Source organism: Spirochaetales bacterium, assembly GCA_016930085.1.
In the GTDB taxonomy this organism is placed as follows: Bacteria; Spirochaetota; Spirochaetia; order SZUA-6; family JAFGRV01; genus JAFGHO01.
The window spans coordinates 43,751-62,064 of record JAFGHO010000085.1 but is presented as its reverse complement, the minus strand read 5'-3'; the positions used below and the strand labels follow the sequence as shown (position 1 = coordinate 62,064).

General features: G+C 49.4%; 19 protein-coding genes. 12 read left to right on the top strand and 7 right to left on the bottom strand.

What is annotated here, in order from left to right; all coding sequences use genetic code 11:
* Window positions 1-22: 22 nt before the first annotated feature.
* The 7 genes from JW881_14760 (at window position 23) to JW881_14730 (ending at window position 4,461) form a co-directional block, all read left to right on the top strand.
* A complete protein-coding gene (locus JW881_14760) occupies window positions 23-382 on the top strand; it encodes a hypothetical protein (GenBank protein ID MBN1698774.1) in 360 nt (119 codons plus the stop codon).
* 232 nt (window positions 383-614) lie between these two features.
* Window positions 615-1,076: a GNAT family N-acetyltransferase gene (locus tag JW881_14755; protein ID MBN1698773.1), complete on the top strand. Its 462-nt coding sequence runs from the start codon at window positions 615-617 to the stop codon at window positions 1,074-1,076.
* A 131-nt stretch (window positions 1,077-1,207) separates the two neighbouring features.
* A complete protein-coding gene (locus JW881_14750; protein MBN1698772.1) occupies window positions 1,208-1,471 on the top strand; it encodes a hypothetical protein in 264 nt (87 codons plus the stop codon).
* A complete protein-coding gene (locus JW881_14745; GenBank protein MBN1698771.1) occupies window positions 1,444-2,835 on the top strand; it encodes an MATE family efflux transporter in 1,392 nt (463 codons plus the stop codon). The genes JW881_14750 and JW881_14745 overlap by 28 nt, the downstream gene beginning before the upstream one ends.
* 41 nt (window positions 2,836-2,876) lie before the next feature.
* On the top strand, window positions 2,877-3,020 hold the full coding sequence (locus JW881_14740; GenBank protein ID MBN1698770.1) for a hypothetical protein: 144 nt from the start codon (window positions 2,877-2,879) through the stop codon (window positions 3,018-3,020).
* 261 nt (window positions 3,021-3,281) lie between these two features.
* Window positions 3,282-3,707, top strand: a complete 426-nt coding sequence (locus tag JW881_14735) for a GNAT family N-acetyltransferase (GenBank protein ID MBN1698769.1) — start codon at window positions 3,282-3,284, stop codon at window positions 3,705-3,707.
* Window positions 3,708-3,723: 16 nt separating this feature from the next.
* Window positions 3,724-4,461: a Nif3-like dinuclear metal center hexameric protein gene (locus tag JW881_14730; protein ID MBN1698768.1), complete on the top strand. Its 738-nt coding sequence runs from the start codon at window positions 3,724-3,726 to the stop codon at window positions 4,459-4,461.
* A gap of 90 nt (window positions 4,462-4,551) precedes the next feature.
* Here JW881_14730 and JW881_14725 read toward each other — a convergent pair whose 3' ends face one another.
* The 6 genes from JW881_14725 to JW881_14700 are packed head-to-tail and all read right to left on the bottom strand — an operon-like array spanning window position 4,552 to window position 11,320.
* Window positions 4,552-5,394, bottom strand: coding sequence for an A/G-specific adenine glycosylase (locus JW881_14725; GenBank protein ID MBN1698767.1), 843 nt, complete (start codon window positions 5,392-5,394; stop codon window positions 4,552-4,554).
* Entirely contained in the window at window positions 5,366-6,772 is a 1,407-nt protein-coding gene (locus JW881_14720) for a hypothetical protein (GenBank protein ID MBN1698766.1), read from the bottom strand. The genes JW881_14725 and JW881_14720 overlap by 29 nt, the downstream gene beginning before the upstream one ends.
* Window positions 6,769-7,656: a hypothetical protein gene (locus JW881_14715; GenBank protein MBN1698765.1), complete on the bottom strand. Its 888-nt coding sequence runs from the start codon at window positions 7,654-7,656 to the stop codon at window positions 6,769-6,771. The genes JW881_14720 and JW881_14715 overlap by 4 nt, the downstream gene beginning before the upstream one ends.
* Window positions 7,649-8,605 (bottom strand): ABC transporter ATP-binding protein, encoded by a 957-nt coding sequence (locus tag JW881_14710; protein MBN1698764.1) that lies wholly within the window; start codon window positions 8,603-8,605, stop codon window positions 7,649-7,651. Before JW881_14710 ends, JW881_14715 begins: the two co-directional genes overlap by 8 nt.
* Window positions 8,602-9,420: a carboxypeptidase regulatory-like domain-containing protein gene (locus JW881_14705; GenBank protein ID MBN1698763.1), complete on the bottom strand. Its 819-nt coding sequence runs from the start codon at window positions 9,418-9,420 to the stop codon at window positions 8,602-8,604. The genes JW881_14710 and JW881_14705 overlap by 4 nt, the downstream gene beginning before the upstream one ends.
* 49 nt (window positions 9,421-9,469) lie before the next feature.
* Window positions 9,470-11,320 carry a glycoside hydrolase family 3 C-terminal domain-containing protein gene (locus JW881_14700; GenBank protein ID MBN1698762.1) on the bottom strand — a complete coding sequence of 617 codons (1,851 nt, stop codon included), beginning with the start codon at window positions 11,318-11,320 and terminating at the stop codon, window positions 9,470-9,472.
* Between the two features lie 341 nt (window positions 11,321-11,661).
* Here JW881_14700 and JW881_14695 point away from each other — a divergent pair, with 341 nt between their 5' ends.
* The 5 genes from JW881_14695 to JW881_14675 all read left to right on the top strand — a co-directional run bounded on the left by JW881_14695 (window position 11,662) and on the right by JW881_14675 (window position 16,813).
* Complete coding sequence (locus JW881_14695; GenBank protein MBN1698761.1) at window positions 11,662-12,285, top strand: cyclic nucleotide-binding domain-containing protein; 624 nt, start codon at window positions 11,662-11,664, stop codon at window positions 12,283-12,285.
* A gap of 308 nt (window positions 12,286-12,593) precedes the next feature.
* Entirely contained in the window at window positions 12,594-13,550 is a 957-nt protein-coding gene (locus JW881_14690) for a glycoside hydrolase family 130 protein (protein MBN1698760.1), read from the top strand.
* A 114-nt stretch (window positions 13,551-13,664) separates the two neighbouring features.
* Window positions 13,665-14,948 (top strand): extracellular solute-binding protein, encoded by a 1,284-nt coding sequence (locus JW881_14685; protein ID MBN1698759.1) that lies wholly within the window; start codon window positions 13,665-13,667, stop codon window positions 14,946-14,948.
* A gap of 14 nt (window positions 14,949-14,962) precedes the next feature.
* Complete coding sequence (locus JW881_14680; protein ID MBN1698758.1) at window positions 14,963-15,889, top strand: sugar ABC transporter permease; 927 nt, start codon at window positions 14,963-14,965, stop codon at window positions 15,887-15,889.
* Between the two features lie 66 nt (window positions 15,890-15,955).
* Window positions 15,956-16,813, top strand: coding sequence for a carbohydrate ABC transporter permease (locus JW881_14675; protein MBN1698757.1), 858 nt, complete (start codon window positions 15,956-15,958; stop codon window positions 16,811-16,813).
* 53 nt (window positions 16,814-16,866) lie between these two features.
* Here the strand turns inward: JW881_14675 and JW881_14670 are convergent, their stop codons facing one another.
* The gene (locus JW881_14670) at window positions 16,867-18,288 is read right to left on the bottom strand and encodes a radical SAM protein (protein MBN1698756.1); all 1,422 of its coding nucleotides are present in this window, start codon (window positions 18,286-18,288) and stop codon (window positions 16,867-16,869) included.
* Between the last annotated feature and the right edge of the window lie 26 nt (window positions 18,289-18,314).

Sequence of the window (18,314 nt, the reverse complement as noted above, 5' to 3'; positions counted from 1 at the left end):
TTTTTACTGTAAGGAGGAATTCATGATATGCCCTATGTGTAAAAAGGAAACGCCTTCCGTCCTGAGTTTCTGCGAGCATTGCAAGGCGGACCTGCGTGAGTATTCCCGGAAAAGGGACAAGCTCATGGAGGGCACGGGGGAGTTCGATATCGGATCGGGCTTCGGTATCGAATCGAAGATTTTGAATCTCGGCCCCATCGGCGGCATCATCCTTATGGCGATTGCCGTGATCTGGTTTTTTGCCGCCTTTGCCAACGGCGTTATCTATTTTTATCCGCCCGTGCTCTTCGTGATCGGGCTGGTCGGGTTTTTCGCGGGAATCGCGAGATCGATAAAAAGAAAAAAATTGAAGAAGCATCGCGCGCGGGGGGAGGTGGATTAACGTTCGCGAAGATTGAGTAGCTGCCGGGGAGGAGTATTATAGTCCTGTCGATTATTGCGAGAGACTTCGTTATGTTTTATAAAAAGCACCCATGCTTGGCGCGGTTGTCGTTTGCACAATAACCGCTTCACCGCTTCGAGGTAGTAAAATCATTGCCAACCCCTTTAATGTTGTTATAAATTTCAAGAACGGTTATTTTATTTTTAAAATCGGTTTTTGATTGTAGAAGAATATGATGAAGAAATTCAGTTTTATTACGTATAATATCCTGACGGATAATGAAATTGATTTGCGTATGAATAAATCACTCGCGCCTTCGACCGGAAATTGTTTTTTACCTTCTTATGAATTTGATATTTATTTGCACAATTCGGAAGAAAGAGTGGGTGGTATTTGTATTAGAATCGGAGTAAATGAATTTGTAGAAAAATACGAAGGTAATATCGGATATGGAATTGAAGAGAAATACCGCGGGAATAAATACGCAGCAAAAGCGTGCAGACTGATAAAACAGGTAGCAAAAGATCATAAAATGAATATAATCTGGATTACATGCGATCCGTCGAATACGGCATCTCGCAGAACTTGTGAAATTATTGGTGCCGAATTCGTACAAATTATAGATTTACCGATAAATTGTCCTGATTATAACGAAGGTTTCAGAAAAAAATGCAGATACAGATGGGATATTTAAATAAATATTTTCGATAATCTTGTATTAAAGATGATCGATTTTAAAAAAAAAGATAAAATACTCGATAGAAAGATAAAAGTCATATGTTTAGCGCCATGAAAATATTGATATTCACCGAAGGAACGATAATTATGCATAACAATGGTATCGGACACAGCAGAGAACAAATCGTGCAGCAGGTAAAAGATAATGATCCGTCGATTCATGATTACAGGTCATATGTTCCCATTGGCAAAGCGGCGGAGAAATTGACGCAATGGAAAAACCGGGGAGCGGAAATATTTTATCTCACATCGAGGCGAAAACACGAAGAGATAAACGACGTCGCGTCTCATTCGATCCGAAAACACAAGAGGACAACAAAGCCGTGGAAAATTCCATATCGAAACGTATGAATATCCTGACCATTACGATCCCCATCCTTGCCGAAAACCTGCTGAGATTCCTGTTCTCGTTCGCCGATATATTCATGTTAAGCGGTCTTTCCGTAAACGGCGTACGCATGGGCGACGACGCGGTGGCCGCCGTGGGTCTGGATATCAATTTTGTGTTTTTCATCACTCTTATCTATTTGATGATCAGTTCGGGCGCCGGAATTATTATTACTCAACACAACGGCGCTCAAAACGCAAAAAAGGCTACACGGACGGTAACGACAAGCGTATTTTTATCGGCTTTGACGGGCATTGTCATCAGCCTTACCATGTTTTTCCTGGCAAAACCGATCCTTTCTCTCTACCGGCTCAATGATATACGCTACGGTTTCGCCGTCGATTATTTCACCATCTTCAGCGCCTTTTCAATCGGGCTTGCCATGAATACCATTTTCAGTACGGTTTTACGGGCTTACGGATATTCACGGGAACCGATGGTTATCAATATGATCGCCAACGCGCTCAACGTGTTCGGCAATTATTGTTTTATCTACGGTGCTTTTGGTTTTCCGCAATGGGGAGTGGCGGGCGTGGCGGTTTCAACCGTTTTCAGCCAGATACTGGCCGCCGTCTGTATGTTTTTCATGATTTTGAGTAAAAAGGATATGACGCTTCGTTTTAGGGATTTCTTTACAATCAAACTTCAATTAATCAAAAAGATTCTACGACTAGGCGTTCCCATCGCGGGTGAATCGCTTGCATATAACACCGCCATGATAGTGATGAATTTTTTCGTCGCGCAAATGGATTTCGGGCTGCCGCCGGAAGCGCAGATCAATTTACCGGCATATAATTACGCTTTTGTCTTCGCGCGGTTTATTTTTTATTTCTCTTTTTCCACCGGACAGGGCACCCAGATAATAACGAGTTATCTCGTCGGTGCGGGGAGAAGCGGGGAGGCGTACCGGAATGTTTTCAGGTATTTTTGTTTTTCCTTCATTCTGGCTTTTGTTCTGGCGGGAACATTGTCCTTACTCAGGAATACGATCCTCCGTATCTTTCCCATGGAAGATAATGTGTATCGTCTCTGCAGTAACCTCGTTGTTTTTACCATGCTTTTGGAACCGGGCCGGACCTTCAACCTTGTTTTTATCAATGGCTTAAAGGGATCGGGGGACGTCGATTTCCCCGTAAAGGTCGGCATTGTCACCATGTGGGGTATCGGCGTGCTTTTTGCTTTTATCCTGGGTCTTGTCCTCGAATTCGGGGTAATCGGTATATGGCTTGCGATTTCCATGGACGAATGGACAAGGGGAATCATCATGCTGTTCCGCTGGAAATCGAAAGTCTGGCAGGAGAAAGCGATAGTCAAAGCCCGGGCTTGATTATATTCTTTCAGGTAAGCCGGAAACGGCAGGAGGAAATAATGATTGAAAAAACGGCGTATTCTCCTGAAACATGCAGTCCGAAAGAAGTCGGCCAATACGCAGAAAGGGCATTCGTGTGCATTACAAAAGAAAACAGTGAAATCTTTAAGCAAGCATTATTGAAAAGACGGGAGACAGGATAGTCATGGTATTATGAAAGAAATAATAATAGTAAATGGAACGTGCGGAAGCGGAAAAATCACTATTGGAAAACAAATTCGTGAATTGTACGGTTATCATCATATTGAAAGCGATGAAATAATAAAGTCAATCAAGGAGAAAACGGGAATAAGACCGGAATACCGTTTGCCGTCCATGAACTTCCGCGGCCTGCCGGCCCCTCCGCCATGTGAGCCGGAAGTCGCACAAGTTTGTCCGTTGTGTAAAACAGGCGGGTAAACATCATGATACGAAAAGTAAAATTAAGTGATGCTGAACAATTACACGAACTCTCGAATGAACTCGGGTATTTATTTGATAAAAAAGAATTCTATAAAAATCTTGAAGAACTGATGAAACTGAATGATCATGTCATATTGGTCAAGGAAATTGAAGAAAACAATGTAATAGGATACGTTCACGGCCAGATTTACAGAGTACTGTATTTTGAAAAATTATTGAATATATTGGGGCTGGTCGTATCACGAGGATACAGGAATTCGGGTTATGGAAAAGCCTTGATGCATGAAGTTGAGTACTGGGCAAAATCAAACGGATGCAAGGGCGTTCGCCTGAATTCAGGAAACGAGAGAGACGGAGCTCATAAATTTTATGAAATAATCGGATATACGATGAGAAAGCAACAGAAAAATTTTTATAAACAGTTTTGACAGGTCTTCCGTCGCCATGAAAATAGAAGAAATAACATCTTATCTGGACTCATTGCTTGAAATAACAGGTGAAAAACACAATAATGAAGGCTTGACGATCCGTGGAAGGAAAAACGTATCAAAGATCGGTGTTTCCGTGAATTTGTCGTTTAGTGTCATTGAGAAAGCGATAAATGAACATATCGATTTCCTGTTGACCCATCATGCGAATTGGGAAAGCACCGATGCCGAATATGTAAAATCAAAACGGACGAGGTTATTACAATATAATATTTCACATTACTTCGCACATGATGCTTTGGATATGCATGGAGAATATAGTACCGCACTCGGATTCAATAACCTTTTCGGATGGAAGATACACAAACATTTCAATAACACGGCAGGAATCATCGCGGCATCGGAGTATCTTGATATCGATGATTTGTCCGGCGTTCTTTCTAAAAAACTCAAATCCAAATTGGAAATATTTAAAAACAATGACAAGGTTGATAATATCGGAATAATACCCGGATGGGGTGCGCGACCGGAATGGATAAAGGAAGCAAAAGGAATAGGCATCAATACCTTTATTTCAGGCGAAGCGATTCATTTTGGAAAATTATACGCGTATGAGTCGAATATTAATTTGATTCTGGCGGGTCATTACGCTACCGAGAAGCCGATAATGGAATTTTTTACCGGAAAAATAAGCGAAGACACGGGCATGGAAACAGTATATATCGAAGATCATGATTCAGCGGCTCTTTTTTAATATACGGTCAACTTCATCCGCCACTGTCCATTATCCGGTATGTTATTGAAAAAATGCCGACTTTCGGCGGCCGCACGTAATTTCCTTCCTTTAAGGGATTTCATACCGGTTTCCCTTTTTTACCACCAACCCTTCCCTGACCAGAACTCCCGCTATGTCGCGAATCCTCTCCGCGTCGGCTTCAATCTCTTCAATGAGTTTACCTTCCGACGCGTACCCCGCCCCTGCGACAATCCCCAAAATTTTCCCCCGTATCTGCCTGTCCGAACCGTCGAACCTCGACTGCTTTTTATATGCTGAGCTTTTTCCCGTCAACTCCGGATACAGTTTTTTCAGGTGACTTCCGTAATCCATAAGCGCCGAGTACCATGTTCTCGGATGTTCTCTGTCCATGGTCGCCCGGATGAGGGATTCGATATCGTCGTCACTGACCCGCGTTTGATCCCTGAGAAAGTGGTAAATATAGACCGTGCGGATATTCGTCTCGATCACGACTTCCGGTCTGTCGAAGGCGAAGGCCAGAATCGATGCCGCCGTCGCCCTGCCGATCGACGGAAGGCGGAGAAGGGATTCCCTGTCGCAGGGAAGAACACCGTTATAGTCGCGGCAGACCCTTCGCGCGATTTCTTTCAGGGCATAGGCTCGCCTGTTGTATCCGAGTCCCTTCCAGAGAAGCAATACCTCCCGCATGGAAGCGGTATCGAGACTGTGGAAGTCCGGGAAGGAAGCGATAAAGGCCTCGAACTTCGCGATAACCCGTTCGACCTGTGTCTGCTGAAGCATTATCTCCGAGACCACGATATGATACGGCTTCCAGGCCGTCCGCCAGGGAAGCCGGCGTCCGTGCTTTTCGAAAAAACGGCAGACATCGTTCCGGAAACTTATGAGGGCTTCCGGTGAAGGATTAATCCGTGTTCTGCTTTTTTCCCGCATAAAGGGCCATTCGTTGAATCGTGATCGCGGTCATACCGGCGAGCGGCAGGAGACAGAGGAGGAGAATCAGGAGGTGCGGCGAGTGTTTGTTGACGAGGCGGATGCGGCGGGTGCTCGTGTCGATGAGGCGGCCGGAAATATCCCGCAGGCGGATATCGATGAGCCGGGTTCTTCCGTCGATTGGAATACGGAACGCCCGCAGGGAGGGCGAGAGGTATTCATGGGGGGCTTCCGGCCGTGAATCCCAGTAGACGAGTCGGTAGCCAAGCGGGGCTTCCGGATCCTGATCCGCGTAAAAATAATCCTGAAGCACGATGCCGTACGGGCCGTTGTTCACCGATTTCTCGATCCATGCGGTGGTAATCTCTTTTGTCCTGATCCACTTCGTTTTCCCGGGATTACCCTTCGCGTCGTTGACCATCAGTTTTTCGTGAAAGAGTTCGTTCACCTCATTCTGGTAGGACGGCCTGAAAAAAAGGTCGTAGCTGCCGTCGACATAGATAACCGAACCGGCGATCTGTGTTATTTTATGTCTTGTGAGTTTCGAGCCCGCGGCGTACATGTACTGTACGCTGTTGCCCCGCTTTTTCGTGAAAACCTTGAGTGTTTTTTCCGATCCCTCGATTATGTTGTTTTCCGGGTCGACGAGTTTCATCCTGTAATCGCCTTCGGGAAGGTTGATGATAAACGCTTCCTGCGGGGGGCTGATCTGATACGACGGGCGGGAGGGCGGGTATTCAAACTGATACGACTGGACTTCTTCGACGAGACCCGAAACGTCTTTGCCTTCTTTCCGGGCCAGCCTTATTTTACTGTCCATGTTTCTTTTCCATTCCTGGTATTCCCGCTCACGCTGCTGCCACGCTTCCACCTCCCTGTCGTACCGTTCCATAATGGAAAGATAGCGGGCGTATTCGGAAACAGCCTCTTCACCTTTCAAAACCCTCAGGGTGTTCGAAAAGGCGTCCGTGGTGTCGGCGCCCGCGTGCAGTATCGGGGAACGGTTTTCCGCGCGCGAAGCGGGCATGTCGGTATAGATGTAAAGCACCGTTTCGTATGCCTCGGGCCGTATGTTGTCCCCCGTTATGTGGAGGGTACCCTTGATCGGATAATTGAGGATGTTCGTATCGAGACGCCAGGTATCCGAAAGCGGCCAGTAATAAATGAATGTTTTTCGCGTCGATAGAAAATTGTCTTCGCCGGCGAGAAAGTAGATGGTATCGGAAGCTTCTCGGCAAAAGGTTTTTTTATAGCTGTGCCCGTCAAAGGCGTGAATCGAATAGATGAATTGCTCGATTTTCTCCGGTGTCTGCCCGGAGATCGGGGCGGTGGAAAAAAGAACGGCCAGGGCGATGACGCATAACGTCGAGTTTTTCATGCCGCTCCCCCCCTCCGCCGCGCGATCGCGTGACTCGCCGTAAGCAGAACGAACGCGAGCAGGCCCGCAAGAAAAAGGCTCAAGGCCAGGAGACCGGTATTGTTGTAGTCAAGCGAGAAAAAACCGAGATTGAAGTAAAAAAGCGGTGAAAACCACTGGAATATCCACGCGAGGGCGGACCATGGATTAAGCGTGCCGCCGGAGGTAACGGTCAATGTCCCCAGCTGAAGCACGATAAAAAAAAGCGAGACCCCCAGGAACAAGGGAAGGGCGGCGAGACCGTTTTTCACCAAAACCGTACAGAGTGTGGTATAACCGTATGTCGCGGTCGAGAGGAAGAAGAGGAGGGCGATGAGTGTGAAGAACATGCCGCCGGCGAGGGTGTTGGTGAGAAGCGAATAGAGTATCAGAATCAGGGATGAGACAAGGAGATAGCCGAGACTGAAAAAGAGATTTCGAATAAACGAAGCGGCCGCATACATCGTGACGCTTACCGGTCCGTAAATGACGAGTTCGAGGGCCCCTGCGTTTTTTTCAAAACCGAACTTGAAGACCGAACTGACGGCGAGATAAAGCAATACGGGAACATAAGAGACGATAAGGGCGAATGAAAAGGGGCCTTCCGAAAACAGTTTTTGAAAAAACGCGTCGCCGAAAAAGCCTCCGATCGCCTTTATTGCGAGCTCGAACGGGGGATTCAATGAGGGATTGATGCCGTCCGCGTCGATGCTTGCGATAAACCCGGTGACCGCAAGGTACCCGAGAACAAGACCGACGGTACATGAGATCGGAAATGCCGGGCCCAGAAGGGTTTCCGTTATTTTTTTTCGCGCGATCGTAACGATCGTCTCGATTGTTGCGATCGTTTTCAGTCTGTTATTCACCGTTTCCTCTTTTCCCCGCAAGTTTTTCGATATTCTCGCCCGTAATGGTGATGAAGGCTTCTTCGAGGGTCGGGGCTTTTTCCTGTATTCGAAGCGGGATGAGTCCCCTGTTGAAGATAAAGAGTGCGAGGTCCCTTCTGTAATCGCCTTCCCGCGGCACCTCGATGGTAATGGTAAGGTCGTTCAGCCTGCAATCCCTTACGAACGGCATCTTTTTTATCTCTTCGATCAACCCTGGCGGGACCTCCTCGACATCGATATAGACTTCTTTGTTGCGGACCAGTTTTGAAAGCAGCCGGTCCATGGAATCCTCCGCAACAAGGGAACCCCTGTTGATAATGGCGATTCTGTGACAGATCTTTTCCACTTCCGAGAGGAGGTGGGAAGAGACAAAGATGGAGCGGTTTTCCCGTGTTTCCGCGACGATAAGATCTCGGATCTGTTTTACGCCGATGGGATCGAGGCCGGAGATCGGTTCGTCGAGGATCAGGATATCGGGATTGTGGAGGAGGGCGCGGATAATGTTGAGTTTCTGAAGCATCCCGCGGGAAAAGGTTTTAAAAGGCTTGTTTTTGACCCGTATGAGATGTACTTTTTCAAGCAGGTAGTCGATTCGTTTGTCCGCGTCCTCGACCTCGAATATATTCGCGAAATAGGCGAGATATTCCCCGGCTGTCATCCATGTCCAGATTCCCTGCGGGTGTTTTTCAGGCACCACACCGATCCGTTTCCGTACATCGACCTTTTCAGGGGTAAAGCGTTCTCCGAAGAGGTATATTTCTCCGGACGTCGGCCTGGTGATTCCAAGAAGCATCTTGATCGTGGAGGTCTTGCCTGCGCCGTTGGGACCAAGGAAACCGTATATTTCACCCTGATTGATATTGAGAGAGATCCCGTTCACCGCCCGGAGATTACCGTAATGCTTGATGAGGTTCCTTGTTTGTATCACGTTCCGCCCTCCCCGAACATATTCTCCACATTATTGTGGCTTCTGAAAAACCATCTGAGTCTGTCGGAAAAGCCGTCGAGGTAGGAGGCGATCGAATCGATGTCTTTCATTTCCTGCGCCGTCAGGATGATTTTTTTTATCTCGTCTTCTCCGATCGTTCTGGGGTCGGGAAAGAGAACGAGATAATCCATAATCCAGTACGGGGCTTGCGATTTCCCGATGTCATCCAGCGGAATCGCGACCTCGTAGCGGTATGTTTCAGTCAGGCTCGTATTCCAGTGCCACGGTACGGGGGCCGCGTAAATAATATCTCCCCGTTGCCCGGTGTCGGTTTGTTCTGAAATCCGGCAGTATATGACGACGGGGAGGCATGGATGATTGACGACCGCGTGACCGTCGGGCCGGACAAGGCGGAAATCGAGTTCGAGGGTATCGTCTTTCTTCCCTTCAAAAAGGGCGATATCGTCGAGGTCCGGTATTTCATAACCGGAGAGGAGGATGGGATCGGTGAGGATGTTTTCGCCCGGATGTATCGTGAGGCCGGTTTCCGCCATTGTGTAATAGGGTGCGGTGACGACAAGGGGATATGTGCCCGGTTTCAGGTCGCTAAAAGAAAAGACGGTCGACTTGAATCCGCGTATCACTCTGTTCTGGATCGTAATGGAAGAATTATAAACCCATGACCGGGAAACGGCATCCATGACGGTGAGCCTCAGTGTGGTTTTTCCGATGGCGGGAAAAAGGAAAAAGGCGATGACAGCAAGACCTGTCAGTGCGATCAGTACAATCGTTGTAATGACGGTCCTTTTTTTCATCAGATGAGTCTCCTCGTTTGTTTCACAGGCTTTTTGTTGTACATCCTTTCTATTGAAACGTCAACCCGAAACCGAAAGGGAAAAGGGGTTCGTATACCTCGTCTCCGTAGTTGACGGGAAGTTGTGCCGAGTTTTTCGGCCAGGAATACGGGAGTTTGCCCGAAGGTTTGACATTTCCGAAAAGAATATCCGCGACACCCGCTCCTTCAGTTCCGGGAAGCCAGGCCGCGATAAAGGCATCCCAACCGGCGATATAATCGGTGACTATCATCGGTCTGCCGGAAACGAGGATCACGACCACCGGCAGGCCCTCTTTTCTGCAATTGTCGACCGCGTCGGCATCGACGACGGAAAGGTTGATATTCTCCTTGTCGCCGTACATTTCAGCATAGGGAAGTTCCCCGATCACGACAACTGCGACATCGTGCCCTTTGCCGCCGGTTCCGTTTTCACTATAGCTGACCCGTGTCGCGGGGGAAACGGCGTTTCGTATCGCCTCCAGTATCGATGTGCCGGGAATCGTCGTGTCGCTCAACCCCTGCCAGGTGAGTGTCCAGCCGCCGCACTGATTTCCGATGCTGTCCGCGCTTTTACCCGCAACGAATATGCTTTTTATTTTTTTTGAAAGCGGCAGGATATTGTTCCGGTTCTTGAGTACGACAAGGGATTTACTTACCGCTTCCCGCGCCTTGATGCGGTGTTCTTCGCATCCGATCAGCCGTGCGGTCGATTTCTCCGCGTACGGGGTTTCGAAAATGCCGGATGAGAATTTCACCCGGAGGATTCTGCTAACCGCATCGTCGATCCGTTCCATCGGGATGTCTCCTTCGGTGACCAATGCCTTGAGGGTGAGGAGAAACTCTTCGTATTTATCCGGGATCATGACCATGTCGATCCCGGCAAGGACGCTCTCCCGGACGCAGTCCCTGTAGCGCGGGGCAATAAAATCGATGCCGCCCCAGTCGGAAACGACAAATCCTTCGAACCCGAGTTCTCCCTTGAGAATATCGGTGATAAACCGCCGATGTGCGTGCATCTGTTTCCCGTTCAGGCTGCTGAACGAAACCATAACGCTTTTCGTCCCCGCTTTCACCGCCGCCTTGTACGGCGCCAGATACACCTCGCGTATTTTTTCTTCCGTGGCGATCGTATTCCCCCTGTCCTTTCCGTTCAGGGTGCCTCCGTCCCCAAGGTAATGTTTCGCGGATGCGATAACGGAAACGGGTTCGTTGACATTCAGCGGTCCCTGGAGTCCCCTTATATAGGCGATTCCGAGTTCCGAAACCAGGGGCGCGTATTCACTGTAGCCTTCATAGGTCCTTCCCCACCGTTCGTTCTGCGGGACGGCGAGGCATGGCGCGAAATTCCAGTGCATTCCCGCGCCGGTCATCTCGATCGCGGTGATTCTCCCGATATCTTCAACCAGTTTCGGGTCCCGGGTCGCGCCGAGTCCGATATTGTGGGGGAAGATGACCGCTCCCGCGAGGTTGTTGTTCCCATGCACCGCATCGCTTCCATAGATAATCGGGACGGCGAGGCGGGTGGAGAGGGCCATGGCCTGAAATGAATCGATCATCCCGATCCAGGACCCGGGCGTGTTCGGATGCGGCGCGGAACCGCCCCCACTCAGGATTCCGCCGATTCCGTATTCCCTGATGTGATCGTCCTGTTTCAGAAACATCCGTTCGACGAGCGCCATCTGGCCGCATTTTTCGTTAAGGGTCATGCGTGATAGGAGGTCCGACACACGGTCTTCGACGGGAAGGGAGGCATCGCGGTAAAGGGCATTTGCCGGATCATCCGCCGTTTCCTGTTTTCCGAGACAGCCGTAGGGCACACAAAGGGCCGCTATCGATATAACCGGAAGTATTAAAACGGCTGCGATAGTTCTGATTTTCATGCATCCTCCCTGGAGTGAAACGGAGACCGGGTGCGGTTCAATTCATCAAAGCGGTCCCCGTTTTCGCCGAAGTTCTGTATAAAAGTAACTATAATAGATTTATCATGGCTTTGTACAGGGGGAGCGGAATAATCGGGATCAGATCCGCCCCGTTTTTCCCTTGATACACATAAGCACATCTTACTTTCTCTACAGGTAGCCTTTTGCGTTGAACCCGCCGGTCCCGGCCGGGTGGTGATTTCCGCGTTCAAAAAAATGTGCCAAATGGAATACAGAATAGAATTTTTACCCATGGTATAGTTATTACCGTAATATAATGCCAATCATAAAAGGAGTGTTATATGAAGGGTGGAGTAATTATCACGCGTAAGGCGGTAGGGGACGTGTACTTCGTCAGCCGGTCGGGGCGGGCGATGCTTCCCCCGTCGAAAAATGTCGAGGTAATTATCAACGAGATGTTCAGCGGTCAAACCCTCAGGGACGCGGTGGAATCGGCGATGCAGTTCGCCTCAGGTGCGATAAAGGAACGTGTAGCTCAGAAAATGAGGGGATTCAATTGTGTGGCGCAGGTACGGAATATACGGGTGGGATATATGATAAAGCACGGGTTCTCAAAACCGGATGCATTCGAACGGATTCTTCAATACAGCGAGGGAGACCAGATAATAAAAAAGGGCGATCGAGGTTCGGAGTTTTTCTGGATCAAAGAGGGGGTCGTGGATATCAACGGTCTTCAATACAAGGCGGGTAATGTTTTCGGACGTGCCGCATTCAGCGACGGCGTCAGGAAAATGGATGTTTTTGCGAAAACGGACGTTACCATTGTGGCAATCGACAAGAACCATCCTTCCCTGAGCGATAAGCTTACCGTCGTCCTGAAAAAATTCGCCGAGGAAACTGAAAAAATCAGGCGGGTCAGACCCAGGGCGAGCATCGATACCGTCGTCATTAAGTGCAAAGTATAGGAGATCAGGTCCCGGCATCGAGGTCTTCGCCTGAAAATACCCGCAAACAGGTCATCTGTAAATCCCATTTCCTCTTTTCTTTTCATGGCATAGCGGTATCCCGGTCATGCGGAAGCGGCAGGTATGTTATCAACGTGCGCCGCTGCGTGAATCGCTTCAAAATATATGCGGAGTCCTTGACAATCGGAAAAAATAATATTAAGGTCGATTCCATCCGTTTCGCGCGCGATACGTATCATTAAGGAAAAGGAAGTAAAATGAGTCATTCATCTAATAGCCGGATAACATCGGGAGAGCCTTTACCGCATATGCCGTGGGAGGACAAACCGGCCGGATCGCACGATGTCGTCTGGCGTTATTCCAAAAATCCTATTATTCGGAGAGACGCGATACCGTCATCCAACAGTATTTTCAACAGCGCCGTCGTTCCTTTCAATGGCGAGTTTGCCGGGGTGTTTCGTTGCGACAGCAAATCCCGCCGCATGCAGCTTCATACCGGATTCAGCACGGATGGAATTTCCTGGCGGATTTCCAACGATATATTGAAATTCGAGTGTGATGACCCTGAGATCGGACACTTCGATCAGGGCTACGATCCGCGTGCCGTATGGATCGATGACAGATATTACATCACCTGGTGTAATGTCTATCACGGATACACGATAGGTGTGGCATACACGTATGATTTCAAGACATACTACCAGATGGAAAACGCGTTTGTTCCTTTCAACAGAAACGGTGTTCTTTTCCCGAGGAAGATCGGAAATAAATTCGCCATGCTCAACAGGCCGAGTGATACCGGACACACCCCCTTCGGCGATATTTTTTACAGTGAAAGCCCGGATATGACCCATTGGGGATGTCACCGCCACGTCATGTCTCCGCGGCACGGCTGGGAGTCGACCAAAGTGGGGGCGGGACCGGTCCCGATCGAGACAACTGAGGGATGGCTTCTCATATACCATGGGGTACTCACCTCGTGCAACGGATTTGTCTACAGTATGGGAGCCGCGCTTCTGGATCTGGATGAACCCTGGAAGGTTATTAACAGAACGGTTCCTTATCTCCTCTCTCCTCAGATGGATTATGAATGCGTGGGTGATGTGCCGAATGTCGTCTTTCCAGGAGCCGCGCTGTTCGATCCACCGACCGGCCGGATTACCGTCTATTACGGCGCCGCCGACACGGTACTATGCCTTGCCTTTACCTACGCGGATGAATTGATCGATTTCATCAAACAGAACTCGAAACACTGGTCGGATTAGGAAATAAATCTTCCTTTCCGGGCTTGACAGTGACATACAAGTATGGTAGGAATTACTAAAACGGTTTAGGAAATCTTTTTTCGCGACCACGATTAAAAAAGGAGGGTTTTCATGATAAAAAAGATTTGTCTTTTAACATTGCTTTTTATTTTCGTATCATCCATGATAACATTTGCCACCGGGGGCCAGGAAACCGGACCGAAAGGCAAAACAGTCATTACCTATACACGCTGGGCAGGTACCCGGGAAGCGGAGGATTTCCAGAAACTCGTTGATTTATTCATGGCACAGCATCCCGAAATTTATGTCAGGGCAGAGTTTCTTCCGTGGGGGGCTTACTGGGAAAAACTGAAAACATCGATTTTAAGCGGTGATGCCGCAGATGTTATCTCTCTTTCTCAGATCCAGGCGTCTCCGTATATTACAAAGGGCGCATTCAAGACTCTGGACGATATCCCGGGCGCACGCGAACGCCTTGCGGAAATGCAGCCGGGCGCGCAGGAAGCCGTTGTTTTCAAAGAGAAAATTTACGCCATTCCGGTCGGTTCCGGTGTCAGGGCGATGATCTATAACAAGGATCTTTTTGACGAAGCGGGGGTACCGTATTTCGACAATACAATACCCGTTACGTGGGACGAGTTTATCAAACGGACGAAAAAGCTGACGAAAATCGAGGGCGAAGAAGTCGTTCAGTACGCCGCGCATTTTCATAAACAGGAAATGTATGAAGCCATGATATATCAGATGGGCGGCCGGCTTATGGACAATAATATAAAACCCACGAAAATGCTCATTAATTCCCCCGAGGGAATAGCGGGATTGAAACTGATGAGAAGGCTTATCGACGAACAGATTCTTCCCCCCCATACCGGCGAATGGTCGGGACCGTGGGGGACCCCGGATTCGGCGATCGTCACCGGTAAAGTGGCGATCATGCACGCCGGTCCGTGGGGGCTGGGGCCCGTCGAGGACGCCCGGATCAATTACGGAACCGCCCCCCTGCCGATGGGTGTCGCGCGTGCCACCAGGGGGTATATCAATTCACTCGCGATCTACAGGGATTCGAAAAATACCGATGCGGCCTGGACATTTATCGAATGGATGACAAGCGCCGAGGGCCAGATCGAGTTTACAAAAACGGGAGACCTTCCCGCGAATAAAAATGCCCTCGAAAAGGCGAAAACAGGCGGCGACAGACCGCCGGAAGTCATGGCCGCATTCTTCAGCGACCTTCCCTATGTGATTACCGGCCCCATGCTGCCCTCGGATGAAATGGCGACAATGCTCGACGATCTGATAACGCAGTTTCTCCAGGGGCGCATCACCGCGGAAGAAGCCGCCGCGATGATCGAAGAAGAAGGCAACGCGCTGATCGAGGATGTCTATTCTTCGATGTAACGGCGGCAGAACGCATGATGGCGAACAGACTTTCCGCAATCAAGCGAAGAGAACTCGGCGGATTCATCTATATCATTCCGTGGATTATCGGATTTCTCTTTTTCCAGCTTTTTCCCATTTTCTATTCGCTTTTTATCAGTTTTACGAAATGGGATATCCTTCAGAGTCCTGAAATTATCGGCTTCAAGAATTATATCGACCTGTTCGGGAAAGACAGGGTGTTCCGGAAAGCGATCACGAACACAATCATGTATATGTTTATCAGCAACGGCCTCGGGATTATTCTCGCCTTTTTTCTCGCGACATTGCTTTATGAAAAAATACCGGGGCGCGGTATATTCAAGGTCGTCTTTTTTCTTCCCAACCTGGTCCTTCCGGTCGCGTTCGGACTGATGATGCGGCCCGTGTTCGGGAGCGAGGATTTCGGACTCATCAACCAGGTGATCGGGTTTTTCGGCATCAAGCAGGTCTACTGGCTCGAGGACGCCAATGTCGCGATCTGGGTCCTCATTTTCACCAACCTCTGGTTCGTCGGCGCCTGTGCGGTTATTTTTCTCGCGGCCATTTCGGGCCATCCGCCTTCACTCTATGAGGCGGCGGAAATAGACGGTGCGGGGTGGTGGCGGAAACTTTTCTCCATTACCCTTCCGCTCCTGACACCGGTCATTTTTTTCCAGATCATCATGGGGCTCATCAGCGGGCTTCAGGTATTCGATATCGCGGCGGCCCTCTCCGTTATGGGAGGAAATGTAACCGGATTGATGGGTAAACAGAATTGCCTCGCGACCCTTGTCTACTACCTCTATATCCAGGGATTCCGGTACTGGAAAATGGGGACGGCATGCTCGATCGGGTGGGTGATCTTCACTCTCGGTTTCATTCTTACCTTTATTATCGTGACTTTTATGAGAAAGTCGAAAAAACTGTATATGGGATATTGACGGATGTATACTTTAATTGAAAAAATAATACCTGTTATAAAAAAGCCGGCGGAGTTATTCCGAAAAATGACGAACGCGGGCTCATCTCTTTTTAAACGAAAAAATCTGCTCGTCGGTATCTTCGGTTTTTTCTTTATGTTTGTCATCGCGGTCATCCTCGTAATTCCCTTTATCTACCTCGCCGTCACCTCCCTCAAGGATATGGCGCAGTATTATTCCACGGATTTCGTCAAGGTCTGGTTCCCCCGGCCCCTTCACTGGGAAAATTACATCGAGGCCTTTACCCAGGTCGACCTGCTGCGCTATATTTTCAACAGCATTGCTTTAGGCGGCATCCAGACGATCCTTGTCGTTTTCAGTTCGGCGACGATCGCCTACGGATTTGCCCGCTTCAAATTTCCCGGTCGTGACATCCTCTTTCTTATCGTCCTCGGCACGATGATGCTTCCCGCGCAGGTAACCAATATTCCGCTGTTTCTCTTTTTCAGAACCATAAAGTGGACAAACAGTTTCCTTCCCCTTATTGTCCCCTGCATGTTCGGCTCCGCGTGGCACATCTTTTTGATCCGGCAGTTCATGCTTTCGATCCCGAAAGAAATGGAAGAGGCGGCAATGATGGACGGCTGCAATTCGTTCAAAACATTCACGAAGATAATCCTGCCGCAGAGTATGCCCGCCCTCATCGTGTCCGGGCTTTTTCAGTTTCTCTACAGTTGGAAAGACCTCCTGGGTCCGCTTATTTACCTTTCCGACAACAAGCTGTATACCCTCCCGGTGGGACTCCTCTATTTCGAATCCCCGACCGATGTCAAATATACGGTCCAGCTCGCGGCCGTTGTCGTCGCCCTGCTTCCGACAGTGATTTTTTTCATTGTCGGGAAACGCTATTTTGAAAGCGGCATCAATATCGCTGAATTGAAATAGCGGACAACCTCAAGTCCCCAATGTGAACGGTAGGGTTCCGCCCGGTCTCCGTCCTATAATGAGGAGAGTATATCCCAATACGCGCCCCTCGCCCCCTTTTCGATCGCTTCGAGGAGGCGGTTGTTATCCGCATAATTGTAATTGTGTTTTTCTCCCAGGGGCTGAAAGAAAAAGCGCCTGTCGCTTCCGATAAGGGAGCAGAGGAGGGGAATCGCCGTTTCTTTTTTCGGCCGCACATAGAAAAGCGGCCGCAGGGGGGGCTCTTCCCGCTCACCGTCCAGGTATTCCGAGTCCTCCCGCTTCAGGGACCGGTACAGCGGTGTACCGGGATAAAGACGGACCCCCATACCGATCCCGATACAATCCGCCCCTGCCGCGCGCGTCTTTTCAATCGCCTCGGTGAGGGTCGATTCCGTTTCGAAGGGGCTGCACAGGAGGAGATCGTACATGATCCTCATCCCCCTTTGCTTCAGTGCGTCCGTCACATCGAGAACATCCCGGGCGGTGTGATCCCGTCCCAGCTTTTCCAGAATTCCGTCATTCATGTGGTCGACGCCGAAGTTGATTCCCTTGAAACCCGCCGCGGCCATTTTATCATACAGCCCGGCGGGAAAAGGCGAAGGGGAACAGTATGCATACAGACCGATTTGCCCGCTCAAACCCGAACGGATCAACGCATCGCATATCGCTGCCGCATGTTCCGGCGGCCTGTTGAACTCGCAATCACAGGTGTGAAAACATGTAATTCCATCATCGGCCAGGCCGGCTATTTCGGCAACGATATCCCCGGGCGGCCTGAGCCTGATTTTTCTCCCTTTCGCGACCGGATCAGCGCAATAGATGCATGAACCGTCACATCCGCGTTTTGTTTCGATTCCGATCTGGCCGCCGCGGGTGAAATACCATGTGTTGTCGATCAGTCCGCGGGACGTGTATGACGGTATCCGTCCGAAATCGGGAGGGACCGTATGTATAGAACCGTCTTTTACAAAAGACAGGCCGGGTATTGCAGGAAATAAATTTCCTTGAGGATAGAGTATGCCATTTTTGATTGCGGTGAGAAGGCGGAAAAGGGGTTCCTCCCCGTCACCGGTAATGCCGTAAGAGGCGCCGCACGCCTTTAAAACGGCTTCCGGCATGAGTGAAAAGCCGACTCCCCCTAGAACGCAGGGTCGTGAGGTGTATTTTTTCACGATTTCAACGATATTTTTTGTCTCCTTCAGGGTGAACTTCATCGAAGGATACGATGAGTCGTCGAGATTTCGAATACTTATACCCACGAGAAGCGGATCGATTTGGGAGAAACAGGCCTTGATCGGGATTTCCGGCATATCGTGATTCCGTTTGTTGAGGTCGAGCAATTCCACCGTCATGCCCCGTGAACGAAGATACGAACCCGTCATTTCGATGCCGAGCGGCGCGACGGGAGGATCGAGGAGATTCGGATTAATAAAGAGAATGTCCGGTTTTTTCATACTTACATAGTTTATCGATTACTTGA